At 75.2% G+C, this 12,087-nt stretch carries 8 protein-coding genes; 6 read left to right on the top strand and 2 right to left on the bottom strand.

The genetic code is table 11. The annotated features are described in order from the left end of the window. Window positions 1–543: 543 nt before the first annotated feature. From ACVWNX_RS07375 to ACVWNX_RS07365, 3 genes are all read left to right on the top strand, one after another. The gene (locus tag ACVWNX_RS07375) at window positions 544–1,953 is read left to right on the top strand and encodes a DUF4153 domain-containing protein (RefSeq protein ID WP_454413082.1); all 1,410 of its coding nucleotides are present in this window, start codon (window positions 544–546) and stop codon (window positions 1,951–1,953) included. A 52-nt stretch (window positions 1,954–2,005) separates the two neighbouring features. Beyond that, window positions 2,006–2,707, top strand: a complete 702-nt coding sequence (locus ACVWNX_RS07370) for a ribonuclease HII (RefSeq protein WP_454413081.1) — start codon at window positions 2,006–2,008, stop codon at window positions 2,705–2,707. A 69-nt stretch (window positions 2,708–2,776) separates the two neighbouring features. Continuing rightward, entirely contained in the window at window positions 2,777–3,421 is a 645-nt protein-coding gene (locus ACVWNX_RS07365) for a hypothetical protein (RefSeq protein WP_454413080.1), read from the top strand. A 270-nt stretch (window positions 3,422–3,691) separates the two neighbouring features. On the opposite strand, the gene ACVWNX_RS07360 is transcribed toward ACVWNX_RS07365, so the two are convergent. Both ACVWNX_RS07360 and ACVWNX_RS07355 read right to left on the bottom strand, forming a co-directional pair. Next, on the bottom strand, window positions 3,692–4,333 hold the full coding sequence (locus ACVWNX_RS07360; RefSeq protein ID WP_454413079.1) for a hypothetical protein: 642 nt from the start codon (window positions 4,331–4,333) through the stop codon (window positions 3,692–3,694). Between the two features lie 556 nt (window positions 4,334–4,889). Further along, a complete protein-coding gene (locus ACVWNX_RS07355; protein ID WP_454413078.1) occupies window positions 4,890–7,070 on the bottom strand; it encodes a RecQ family ATP-dependent DNA helicase in 2,181 nt (726 codons plus the stop codon). Window positions 7,071–7,204: 134 nt separating this feature from the next. Here ACVWNX_RS07355 and ACVWNX_RS07350 point away from each other — a divergent pair, with 134 nt between their 5' ends. From ACVWNX_RS07350 to ACVWNX_RS07340, 3 genes are all read left to right on the top strand, one after another. Continuing rightward, window positions 7,205–8,713, top strand: coding sequence for a DUF4192 domain-containing protein (locus ACVWNX_RS07350; protein WP_454413077.1), 1,509 nt, complete (start codon window positions 7,205–7,207; stop codon window positions 8,711–8,713). Window positions 8,714–9,034: 321 nt separating this feature from the next. Beyond that, window positions 9,035–9,784, top strand: a complete 750-nt coding sequence (locus tag ACVWNX_RS07345) for an NUDIX hydrolase (RefSeq protein ID WP_454413076.1) — start codon at window positions 9,035–9,037, stop codon at window positions 9,782–9,784. Window positions 9,785–9,951: 167 nt separating this feature from the next. Further along, window positions 9,952–11,955, top strand: a complete 2,004-nt coding sequence (locus ACVWNX_RS07340; RefSeq protein WP_454413075.1) for an ATP-binding cassette domain-containing protein — start codon at window positions 9,952–9,954, stop codon at window positions 11,953–11,955. Window positions 11,956–12,087: the final 132 nt, after the last annotated feature.

Below are 12,087 nucleotides of genomic sequence, written 5' to 3'. Positions count from 1 at the left end.
TGTGGCCCTGTGGCCCTGTGGCCCTGTAGGCCCGTCCGGACTGGGCGGTGCGGGGTGTTGGTGCGCGGGTGCGTCGGCGCGCCGGGGTGCGCGGGCGTGCCCGGGCGTCGTGCGCTCGCGTCCCCCACTGTCACGGTCGTGCCACAGGCACCACGCCCATCTGACGCCCCGTCGGACCCGCGCCCTAGGCTGACGCCACGCCGCCGGTCGGTCACGAGGGCGCGCGTTCCGTACGAGACACCGCGTCCCGGCGGGGGCCGCCCGCTGTCCCGTCCGTCCGCCGGGCGGTCTGGGGGGACCATGTCCGAGAAACCGTCCGTGCCGTCCGAACCGTCGCGGCCGACCACCCCCGAAGGGGCCCCGGGAACCGGGCCGATGACGGACCGGCCGTCCCTCCCCGGCGCCGGGGAACGCGCGCGGGCCCGGTCCGCCGACCCGTCGGATCCGTCGCCGGGACCGCTGTCCGCAGGGCCCCCCGACCCCTGGGCCGACCGTCTGCGCGGCGACCCACCGCCCCCGGTCCGGTCGGGAACCCTCTGGTCCGTGCTGGCCACCGGCGTCCTGAGCATGCTGCTCCTGGGGGACGGCGTCGGACCCAACCTCCTCCTGGTCGCCCTCGCGGCGGCCGCCGCCGCGGGCCACGCGGCCACCCGGGTCGGCCGACGGCCCCGGCCCTGGACCCTGGTCTGGGGGGCCGGTGGGCTCCTCCTGCTCGCCGTGCCGGTGGTCCGCGACGCCTCCTGGCCCTCCTTCCTCGCCGTCGCGGCGGCGCTCTGCCTGGGCGCGCTCGCCCTGCACGGCTCCCGGTCCTGGGCCGGGGTCGCGTTCGGGCCGTTCGGACTGCTGGAAGCCGTTCCCCACGGGCTGCGCTGGGGCTGGCGGGGGCTGCGGGAACGGTACGGAGCCTCCTCCGGGCGGGTCGGCCCCGTCCTGCGGGCCGCCGGGGTGGCCGCGGGACTGCTCCTCGTCTTCGGGGCGCTGTTCGCCGCGGCCGACGCCGCCTTCGCGGATCTGCTGGGCGGTCTGGTCCCGGAGACCTCCGCCGCCGAGGGGCCGCTGCGCCTCCTCTTGTTCGCCGCCGGAGTGGCCGGGGCCCTCGGCGTCGTGTACGCCGCCGCCTCCCCGGTCCGCTGGGACCGGGTCCGGTTCGCCCCGGGACGGGCCCGTGGGCGCGTCGAGTGGGCCCTGCCCCTGGTGGTGCTCAACGCGCTCTTCGTCGCCTTCAACGCCGTGCAGCTGGCGGTGCTCTTCGGCGGTCACGACGGCGCGCTGGAAGCGACCGGCCTCACCTACGCCGAGTACGCCCGGCAGGGCTTCTGGCAACTGCTGCTGGTCACGCTGCTGGTGCTCGTGGTGATCGTCGCGGCCCTCCGCTGGGCGCCGCGCGGCGGCCCCCGGGACCGGCCGCTCGTCCGCGCGGTCCTCGGCACCCTCTGCGCGCTGACCCTGGTCGTCGTCGCCTCCGCCGTCCGGCGCATGGACCTGTACGTCGAGGCGTACGGGCTGACCCGGCTGAGGATCTCCGTCGTCGCCGTCGAACTGTGGCTGGGCGCGGTGCTCCTGCTGATCATGGCCGCCGGGGTGTGGGGCGCCCGCTGGCTGCCACGGGCCGTCACCGCCAGCGCCGCCCTCGGCGTGCTCGTCTTCGGAACGGTCTCCCCGGACGCCCTGATCGCGGACCGGGCCGTCGAACGGCACCGGCAGAGCGGTCACCTCGACCTCGACTACGTCCGGGAACTCTCCGCCGACGCGGTGCCCGCCCTCGACCGGCTCCCCGAACCGCTGCGGTCCTGCGCGCTCCAGGTGATCGACGGGGAACTGCGCGCGGCGGACGAGCCCTGGCACGCCACCAGCCTGGGTGAGACCAGGGCCCGGGCGATCCTCAAGGGCCGCCCGGTGGAGGCGACATGGGAGCGGTGCCGGACGGCCGGGTGGACCGCCGGGCACCGCTGACCGGGACCGGGGTGTCGGCCGCCGGGACCGGCGGCGTAGGCTTGTGGGTGCCATGCCATACGAAGCACCCACCCACACCGTCGAGCGCTCACTGCGCGCCACCACCGGGGCGAAGGTCATCGCGGGCGTCGACGAAGTGGGACGTGGCGCCTGGGCCGGTCCCGTCACCGTCTGCGCCGCCGTCACCGGACTGCGCAGGCCCCCGGAGGGGCTGACGGACTCCAAACTCCTCACCCCCAAGCGGCGTGCCTCGCTCGTCCTGGAACTGGAGGACTGGGTGACGGCCCACGCCCTGGGGCACGCCTCCCACGAGGAGATCGACGCCCTGGGCATGACGGCCGCGCTCCGGCTGGCCGCCGTGCGCGCGCTGGAAGCCCTTCCGGTGCGGCCCGACGCGGTCATCCTCGACGGCAAGCACGACTACCTCGGCGCACCCTGGCGGGTACGCACCGTGATCAAGGGTGACCGTTCCTGTGTGGCGGTGGCCGCCGCGTCCGTGATCGCGAAGGTCCGGCGCGACAAAATGATGGCCGAACTAGGCTTCGAACATGCAGACTTCGACTTCGCGGCCAACGCCGGTTACCCGTCGCCGGTGCACCGGGCCGCGCTGGCGGAACGGGGTCCCACCCCGTACCACCGGCTGACGTGGGCGTATCTTGACGCGCTGCCCCAGTGGCGGCACCTCAAGAAGGCCCGTAGCTGGGCGGACGAAAGCGCTCCGGAGATCGAGGGCCAGCTGGGTTTCGATTTCTGACGTTCTCGCTCGCACTGATGTACCACCCGCCGGGGGCGAGTCGCACCGGCGTTTGATAGATATCAGCCCATGCCTCTCATTCCCGAGGAGCCTCAGATTCACGAGAGTGCCCAGGGTCCCCGCGCTACCCCGGCCAGTGGCCCCGCGCCGACCCCCCGTCCCGTACCCGGTCCGCGTCCCGCGGCGCCACCGCGCCCCGGCCGTCCGGGTCCGCCGCGACCCGCTCCGCCCGCGCAGCGCACGCCGCGCGAGTCGTCGGCCGCCGCACCGAAGCCCGACACGGCCGCCACCGCGGTCCCGTCGGCCCCCGCCCCCGTGTCCCGGGCCGCCGGTTCGCCGCAGCTCCAGTTGGTCCCGGCCTCGGCCGAGGGCGCGCTGGACGCGGTGGAGGAGGCCGTCGACCTGCTGCTGGACTCCGGCAGACCGCCCGGGGAGATCCTCGTGGTCACCACCGGGGAGCAGCACCCCTGGGCGGTGCACGAGCTGTCCTTCGGCGAGGCCGCCTACTGGGCCCAGCACGACGCCGGTGACGACGTCTTCTACGCCGACGCGGCCGTGCTGGACCGGGCGGGGTCCCGTCCGGTCGTGGTCACCGCGGTCAACGGCGGAGACGTTTCCGCCGCGCTGCCGCTCGCCCTGGCCAAGGCGGACGCCCTGCTGATCGTGTGCGGGGACGCCGAGCAGGTCAACGCAGTCCTGGGTACCCGGGTCTGACACCTCCGCCACGGCGGGTGCCCGGACGGTCGTCGTCCGGGCACCCGCCGTGGTGCGGACCCGTCGTCATGATCTCCGTGGTGGCGGGTGCGGGGCCCGGCGGGAGGGCCCGCCCCCTGACGAGCGGCCGACGGCCGACGCTTTCCGGGACCTGGACCCCGGGCCTCCGGGCGCCGGGCGGGAACGGGGCCGCTCCCCGTGGTCGGCCCGGCGACGGAGGCCCGGACGGTCGTGAGTGAGGCGGTGCCGGTCCCGTCCGGGCGACAGGACCTAACGAGCGGCCGCGCGGCGCAGCAGCTCGGAAGCGGCTCCCCCCGCGCGTGGCTGGAGCGGGGTGAGATCGGCGGCGAAGTCCTGGGACGACGAGAGGGAACTGGGACGGCGACCGCCCCGGCCCTCCCCCAGGACCTGCCAGCCGTCACGGGTCAGAGTGATGTAGGCGCCGCAACGCAGCCCGTGCAGGGTGCAGGCGTCACGGAGCCCCCACATCCAGGCACCGTCCTCCTGCGTCCAGCGGGCGTCCCCGTCCCGGCAGTACAGCAGCACCGCCGTGCGGGCCGGTGTGCGCCGCCGGAGGTCGTGCGGGATCACCCGGCGGAGCTGGGCGAGCAGCGCGTTGCGGAACACCCACCCGTCGGCCGTGGTGGCCCGTCGGGTGAACGAGGCGCTGGCTCTGAGGCGTTCATCCGGATCGAGGACCGCGACGACCGCGGTGGCGGGCGTCGGCCGGTGGCGGGCGTGGAGTCCGCTGACGACTTCGCGGGGGTTGCGTAGCAGGGGGATCCCGGCCGCCGCCCATTCCGCGGGTTCAAGCATCCGGGCCAGTTGGTTGGCGGCATCGGTCGGCAGGTCTTCACGCGTCGGGGACGCAGACATCGATGCCGCCTTGGACGGAGCAAATCCGAAGGTCACGGCCCTCCCTTCGGCTACGCGCCCACATTCGGGGCGGAAACGGACGTGGGGGAGCGCACCACGACATAGCCCTCTTGGGAGACGGGCGAGCCGCAGGGGAGCAAGGCCAATTCTTCCCGGCGTATTGGCTTGCGGCAACGAGCAATTGGGACCGTCGACCTATTCCTTACTATTCGTCTCTTATATCCCTGGCGTCAGATCTCATGACACCGCGTCCACCGCCCCTCCTCCGTCGCGCTCCGTAGTCCTCCGCGCGCGGGGTCGCCGGCTGTGCTCCGCTCGCCGCCCCCGGTGCCCGGACCCGCCCGGCGCGATCGGCCCGGCCGGACGTCGAGGGACAGGTCCGGGCCGACGGCGGCTCCCCTCTCCGGACCGACGAGGCCGCTCCGGAAAAACGTCGGCGGGGGAGGCCGTGTCGCCGGGACGAGCCGAGCCGGCCGTACCGTCGAGCCGCTCGGCCGGGGTGGCCGTACCGGACCGGGGCGGTCAGGCCCGGCCGGTCGGCTCGGGGTGGCCGGACATCCAGCCCGGTGCCCTGGTGCGGCGAGGCCGGAGGCTACCCGGGCAGGGCCAGCACCAGCGGCAGGACCTCGGTCGCGCCCGCTCGTCTGAGGAGTCGCGCGGCGACGGCGAGCGTCCATCCGGTGTCGGTCTGATCGTCCACCAGGAGTACTGGTCCCTCAGCGGACTTGACCGCGAGCGCCAGCTCGTCGGGGAGGGTGAGCGCGCCGTCGAGGACCCTGAGCCGCTGGGCGCTGTTGCTCCGGGGGGTGTGTGCCGGTTCATGGCCGGGGGCGTACTCCAGGGAACCCAGCAGGGGGAGCCGGCCCACCTCCGCGATCCGGGCGCCCAACGAGTGGATCAGCCGGGGGCGGCCGAGCGAGGCCATCGTGATCACCCCTACGGGCCGGGCCGCCGCGTCGGCCGATCCGGACGCCCAGCCGCCGGGTCCCTTGGCCCAGTCGGCGAGCACCTCCACCACGGCCCGCGCCACATCGTCCGGAACCATCTGGTCCGGTGCCTGGGCGGCCAGCATCGGCCGCAGCCGGTTGCCCCAGCCGATGTCCGACAGCCGCCCCAGCGCGCGTCCCGTCGCCGCCTGCTCGGTGACGGGGATGCGGCCCTTGAGGCCGATGCCCACGGCGGCGAGCCCGGTGGGCCACATCCGGCGCGGTTCCACCTCCACTCCGGGACGTCCCAGCTCGTCGCGCGCGGAGTCCAGCGCGGAGGCCGAGACCACGTCCCCGAACCGGGCACCGGCGCAGTTGTCGCAACGGCCGCAGGGCGCGGCCTCCTCGTCGTCCAGCTGACGGCGCAGGAACTCCATGCGGCATCCCGTGGTCCGGACGTACTCCCGCATGGCGTCCTGCTCCGCCGCCCGCTGCCGGTTCACCCAGGCGTAGCGTTCGGTGTCGTACGCCCAGGGCTCGCCGGTGGACACCCAGCCGCCCTTGACCCGCCGTACCGCCCCGTCGACGTCCAGGACCTTCAGCATCGTCTCCAGCCGGTTGCGCCGCAGCTCCACCAGGGGCTCCAGCGCGGGCAGCGAGAGGGAACGCCCCGCGTCGGCCAGGACCTGCAGGGTCCTGCGCACCTGCTCCTCGGGAGGGAACGCCAGCGAGGCGAAGTACTGCCAGATGGCCTCGTCCTCCCGACCCGGCAGGAGCAGCACCTCCGCGTGCTCCACCCCACGGCCCGCCCGTCCCACCTGCTGGTAGTAGGCGATGGGGGAGGCGGGCGACCCGAGGTGGACGACGAACCCCAGATCGGGTTTGTCGAAGCCCATGCCCAGCGCCGAGGTGGCGACCAGTGCCTTGACCCGGTTGGCGAGCAGGTCCTCCTCCGCCTGCTGGCGGTCCGCGTTCTCCGTCTTGCCGGTGTACGAGGCCACGGTGTGCCCGCGCTGGCGGAGGTAGGCGGTGACCTCCTCCGCCGCCGCGACCGTGAGGGTGTAGACGATGCCCGACCCGGGGAGGGCGCCGATGTGCTCGGCCAGCCACGCGAGGCGGTGGGCGGCGTCCGGCAGCGAGAGGACGTTCAGGCTGAGGCTGGACCGGTCCAGCGGGCCGCGCAGCACCAGGGCGCCTTCCGTCCCCGGCGCGCCGTCCGCCGGGTGGCCCCCCGTCCCGAGCTGCTCCGCGACGTCCGCCGTCACCCGGGCGTTCGCCGTCGCCGTGGTGGCGAGGACCGGGACGCCGGGCGGCAGATCGGTCAGCATCGTCCGCAGCCGCCGGTAGTCGGGGCGGAAGTCGTGGCCCCAGTCCGAGATGCAGTGGGCCTCGTCCACCACCAGCAGTCCCGTGGCGGCGGCCAGCTCGGGCAGGACGCCGTCCCGGAACTCGGGGTTGTTCAGCCGTTCGGGGCTGACCAGCAGGACGTCCACGGTGCCCGCGCCGATCTCGGCCCGGACCGTCTCCCACTCCTCGGGGTTCGAGGAGTTGATCGTGCGGGCGTGGATGCCCGCGCGGGCGGCGGACTCCACCTGGTTCCGCATCAGGGCCAGGAGCGGGGAGACGATCACGGTGGGTCCGCTGCCGCGCTCCCGCAGCAGCGCGGTCGCGACGAAGTACACCGCGGACTTGCCCCATCCGGTGCGCTGGACCACCAGGGCCCGGCGCCGGTGCGCCACCAGCGCCTCGATCGCGCGCCACTGGTCCTCCCGGAGGCGGGCGGCCGGCGCGCCGACCAGTCGGGCGAGGACGGCGTCGGCCGCTGTGCGGAGATCTGCGTTGCTCATGCCTCCATGCAACCCGATGGGTCCGACATCGCGCGACCACCCCCGGCTGACCTGTGGACAACTCCTGTCATGGTCCTGACCGTGGTTATCCACAGGGCAAACCGGAATTTTGCATTCCGCGAGATGGTCGATCCATGACGAACCACAACGACGCGACGGGCCCCGCCGACCAGGGGCGGGACGACCACCGGTCCGAAGCGGACGGCCGTCCCGGCCACGGCTCCGCGCACCTCTCCGGCCCTCCGGCGCCGGACGGCACGGGCCGACTGCTCGACGGCCCGGACTTCGACGAACCGATCAAACTGCGCTCGGCGGCCGAACTGGCTGACGCGCTTCCGTACATCCTCGGATACCGGCCGGAGGACTGCGCGGTCCTGGTCGCCCTGCACCGGCAGGAGGAGTGCAGCCGGTTCGGCGGCCGGGTGCGCGTCGGCATCCCCCAGCAGTCCGCCGACTGGCAGGCGGCGGCCCGGGAGCTGGCCAGGTGCCTGGTCGTCGGATCGGACCGGCGCGGTTCCCCGGCCGACGCCATCGTCGCCTTCGTCTGCCGGGAACCCGGCGCCGACGGGACGGGGCGCGCCGTGATGGAGCGGCTGAGGCCGCTGGTCCAGTCCCTGCGGCGCGAGTGCGGAAGCCTCGGGGTCCCCGTGGTCGAGGCGCTGTGCCTGTCCGGAGGGTCGTTCTGGTCCTACTGCTGCCCCGACGGCCGCTGCTGCCCCGGGGAGGGCACCCCGCTGGGACTGCCCGGCTCCTCCGCGCTCGCCGCGGCGGCCACCTACGCCGGGATCCGGGTGCGGGGTTCCCTCAAGGAGCTCAGGGACCGGCTGGTCCCGTGGGAGGGGCCCGGCGCGCGGGACCAGGAGTCCGCCCTCGACGCCGCCCGTGCCCGGCTGGTGCCCGAAGGCGCGGAGGGCCCCGACGCCCCGGAGGCGGACGCCGCGACGATCGCCCTCGCCCGGGTCGCGCTGGCCCGGATCGGCGCGGTGCCCCAGCTCCCCGACCCGACCGCCGCGGACCGCGCGGACGACGCCCTGGTCACCCATGACGAGGCGGCGGCCCTCATCGTCGGCCTCCAGGACCGGAACACCCGGGACCGCGCGGCGGAATGGATGGAGGGACCCGACGCCCTCGGAGCGCTCCGGCTCTGGCGGACGCTGGCCCGCCGGTGCGTCGGCCCCTACGGCGATCACGCCGCCGCCCCCCTGACCCTCGCCGGATGGGTCGCCTGGTCCACCGGTGACGATCTGGAGGCCCGTGAAGCCCTGGCGATGGCCCTCGGCGCCGACCCGTCCTATCTGTTCGCCAGGCTGCTGCACACGGCGTGCAACGACGGTCTGGAGCCGGAGACGATCCGCGAGTGCATCCGGCAGGGCCGCGCGGAACGCGAGAGGCCGGCGGCCGTCCCCGCGCCGGACGGCGGCCCGGGGGCCCGTACCCCGGTCCCCAGGTCGGTGCGCACCGCGGCGGCGCTCCGCCGCGCCAAGGCCCGGCAGCGGGCGGCGGGAGGCGCGCGGGGGCCGCTGCCCAGTGGCCCTCCCTCCCGCCCGACGTCCCGCCCCCGTCCGCTCGCCCGCCCCCGCCCGGTCTCCCGTCCCGGCCCGGGGCGCCCCACCGCTCCGGGCGGCGGTCGGGACGACCGCTGAGAACGGGGGAACGGCGTGACGGCGTCCGGGGCCGGGACGGCGGAGGGCCGGGGCTGACGCGGTGGGTGACGGCCCGGTCGTCCCGCCGCCCGGCCGGGCTCAGTCCGTTCCGCCGCCCCAGCCCCGCCGGGCCCACGAGGGCGTGGACTTCCCGCTGACGGGACGGGAGGCCGGGCGGGCGTGGGCGAGCGGCCAAGGGGGCGCCCAGGGCCGGGACGGGAACGGCAAGGCGCGCGGCGGCCCGTGCGGCGCTCGTGAAAAGGATCTGGCGGGACGAGGGAAAGGAGTGTTTATCGTCAGGAAGACGACTATGATCGCGGCATGCCGCCCTACGACCCGTCAGCCTTCCCGGCCTTCGCCGTCACCGTCGATCTGGTGGTGCTGACCGTCCGGCGCCACGCGCTGTGCGCGCTGGCGGTCCGGCGGGGCGAGTCCCCGTTCCAGGGGCGCTGGGCGCTCCCCGGGGGTTTCGTCCGGGCCGACGAGGACCTGTCGGCGGCGGCCGCCCGTGAGCTGGTGGAGGAGACCGGACTCTCCGCCCACGACCCGGCCGCTCCGGCCCGCCCACACGGCGCGCACCTCGAACAGCTCGCCACCTACGGCGATCCCGACCGCGATCCCCGGATGCGCGTGGTCAGCGTCGCCCATCTCGCCCTGGCACCTGATCTGCCCGCGCCCCGGGCGGGCGGCGACGCCAGCAACGCCCGCTGGGCACCCGTGGACGAACTCCTCGGGCGGGAGGGTCACGAACAGGCCGCCCCGCTCGCGTTCGACCACGCGCGCATCCTCTCCGACGGGGTGGAGCGCGCCCGGTCGAAGATCGAGTACTCCTCCCTCGCCACGGCGTTCTGTCCGCCGGAGTTCACCGTCGGGGAGCTGCGCAGGGTCTACGAAGCGGTCTGGGGGGTCGCCCTCGATCCGCGCAACTTCCATCGCAAGGTGACGGGGACGCCCGGTTTCCTGGTCCCCACCGGGGGGACGACCACCCGTCAGGGCGGCCGTCCCGCGCAGCTGTTCCGCGCGGGCGGCGCCACGCTCCTCAACCCGCCCATGCTGCGTCCGGAGGTCTGAGGGCCGGACGCTTCCGGTCCGGAGTCGGGAGGCCCGGCCTCCGCCGCTTCGTGAATGTCCGAAAAGTCTTTATTGTCGCGCTATCTTGCTCGGGTGCCCATGGCGCCCGTCCGTACCGGACGGGACCCGTCGGCCGCCAAGCGGTCTCACCTCCCGGGGGAGAAGCGATGATCCAGGCCATCGGAGTGACCAGCGTTCCGCGCGAGGAGCTTCCGCCGACCGCCGCCGACGTCTCGTTCGAGGCGCCGACCGGTCGGATCACCGCGCTGCTCGGCGGCGAGGGGTCAGGCAGGTCGACGGTCCTCAGATTGATGCTCGGACTCCAGCCGGGCCGGGGGACCGCCCACTTCCGGGGCCGTCCCCTGCACCGCGTCCCGGATCCGGCCCGCGAGGTGGGGGCGGTCCTGGGGGAGGTGCCCGGCCACCCCGCCCGAACGGTCCGGGGGCATCTGCGGATGCTGGGCGCGGCGGTCGGCGCGACCGGGCGCCGCGTCGACGAGGTGCTGACGACCGTGGGCCTGGAAGGTCTGGAGGGCGAGCGGCTCGGCGACCTCTCCCACGGCACCGACCGCCGACTGGCGCTCGGCTGCGCCCTCCTCGCCGCTCCGCACGCACTCGTCCTCGACGCCCCCGCCGACGCGCTGGCCGCCCGGGAACGAGCCTGGCTGCACGGTCTGCTGCGGACGCACGCCTCCCTCGGCGGCACGGTCCTGTTCGGCACCGACGACGCCAAGGAGGCCGCCCGGCATGCCGACCGCGTGGTCACCCTGGTGGACGGCCGGGTCGTCGCCGACCAGGAAGCGGCCGACTTCGCCCGCACCCGGCTGCGCCCCCGGGTCGCCGTGCGCAGTCCGCACGCCGTGCGGCTCGGCCAACTCGTCGTCAGCGAGGCCCGTGCCGCCCGCCGTCCGGTCGAGGTCGTCACCGAAGGCGGCAACCACCTCGCCGTGTACGGCGGCAGTTGCGCCGCCGTGGGGGAGGTCGCGTACCGGCACGGCATCCTCGTCCACCGCCTCGCGGACGAGACCGGGGACGACGGCCCCGGGACCCACCCCCACCCCGCGCCCCTTCCCGTCCCGACGACCTCCGCCGCTTCGACGGCCCTCACCGCCCGGAGGGCTCCGGCGGCCCCTACCGCCTCGGACCTCCCGACGGCCACCGGGGGGCGACGCCGCGACGACCCGCCCGCGACGAGGTCCGGCGCAACGGGCGCCGAACGGACCGGTCCGCCGGCGACCGGCCCCTCACCGGCGACGGCGCACCGGCCGGAAGGGGAGAAGAAGGTGGCTGCCGCAGCGCGGGACACGGGGGCTGCCGCGGTGACGGAAACGGCCGGGGTGACGGCGCCGACGCCCTCGCCGACGGCCGTGGCGGGGGCCTCCTCGCCCGTCATCACGGTCCGGCCGCCCCGCAGTCCGCTCCACCCCGTCCGGTACGAACTGCTGCGGGCCACGGGCGTCGCCACCGGCTACCGCACCGGTGCCGCCGTGCTCGTCGTGTCGGCCCTCCTCGCCGTCGTACTGGCCAGGACCGGCCATGTGCCCCAGGCCCGGTGCCTCGCGGCCTGGCCCGGACAGCTCCCCCTGCCGCCTGCGGCCCTGGGCGCGGGGCTGCTCGGCGCGCTCGCCTCCGGGGACGAGTTCCGGTACCCGGCCCTCGCCCCCGCCCGGGGTGCCGTCCCCCGCCGACTCGGGCTGCTCGGGGCCAAACTCGTCGTCGCGGCGGTCACCGCCCTGCTCCTCGCCCTCCTGGTGGCGGCCGGGAACCTGGCACTGCTCCGGCTCGTCTACGGAGGAGAGGTCGGTGCCCTCCCGGAGCGGTGGCCCGCCCTCGTGGCGAGTTGGTGCGCCCTCGTCACCGGCTGCGCCTGGGCCGGAGTGCTCGCGGCCGGGCTCTTCAAGTCGACGGCCGCCGGGCTCGCCGCCGTTCTGGCGGTGCCCCTGCTGGTGGTTCCCGGAGTGCAGCGGTTCCTCACCGGAGCGTCGGTCCGCACCGCCGCGGGCTTCCCGGCCCGGCTGCACGCGTACACGATGTGGCCGTTCGGCACCGAGCGGTATCTGGCGGCCGCGCTGCGCGCCGTCGCCCAGCCGGTCGGCGGCGCGCTGGCCCTGTCGCTCGCGGTGTTGCTGTCCGCGTACCTCCTCACGATGGGCCGTGGCAGGGCCCGTTGAGGACCGGTCCCGCCCCAACTGGTCGGGCTCCGCACACGACTTCCCGGGCGGCGTTCACTTCTTTCCGATAAGGCGTCAATTGCGAAGGGGTGAGCGATCACCCTTTCGTGTGCTTTTCACCAAAGACCTCAA

The sequence above is a fragment of the Streptomyces sp. JNUCC 64 genome, from assembly GCF_054484115.1.
Note: the sequence above shows the minus strand (reverse complement) of the source record. Positions and strands in the feature narration are given on the sequence as shown.

What these genes read in the sequence shown, in the direction of transcription:
- ACVWNX_RS07370 (WP_454413081.1), top strand. Translation starts at nt 2,006, where the DNA reads ATGCCATACGAAGCACCCACCCACACCGTCGAGCGCTCACTGCGCGCC.
- ACVWNX_RS07365 (WP_454413080.1), top strand. Translation starts at nt 2,777, where the DNA reads ATGCCTCTCATTCCCGAGGAGCCTCAGATTCACGAGAGTGCCCAGGGT.
- ACVWNX_RS07355 (WP_454413078.1), bottom strand. Translation starts at nt 7,070, where the DNA reads ATGAGCAACGCAGATCTCCGCACAGCGGCCGACGCCGTCCTCGCCCGA.
- ACVWNX_RS07350 (WP_454413077.1), top strand. Translation starts at nt 7,205, where the DNA reads ATGACGAACCACAACGACGCGACGGGCCCCGCCGACCAGGGGCGGGAC.
- ACVWNX_RS07345 (WP_454413076.1), top strand. Translation starts at nt 9,035, where the DNA reads ATGCCGCCCTACGACCCGTCAGCCTTCCCGGCCTTCGCCGTCACCGTC.
- ACVWNX_RS07340 (WP_454413075.1), top strand. Translation starts at nt 9,952, where the DNA reads ATGATCCAGGCCATCGGAGTGACCAGCGTTCCGCGCGAGGAGCTTCCG.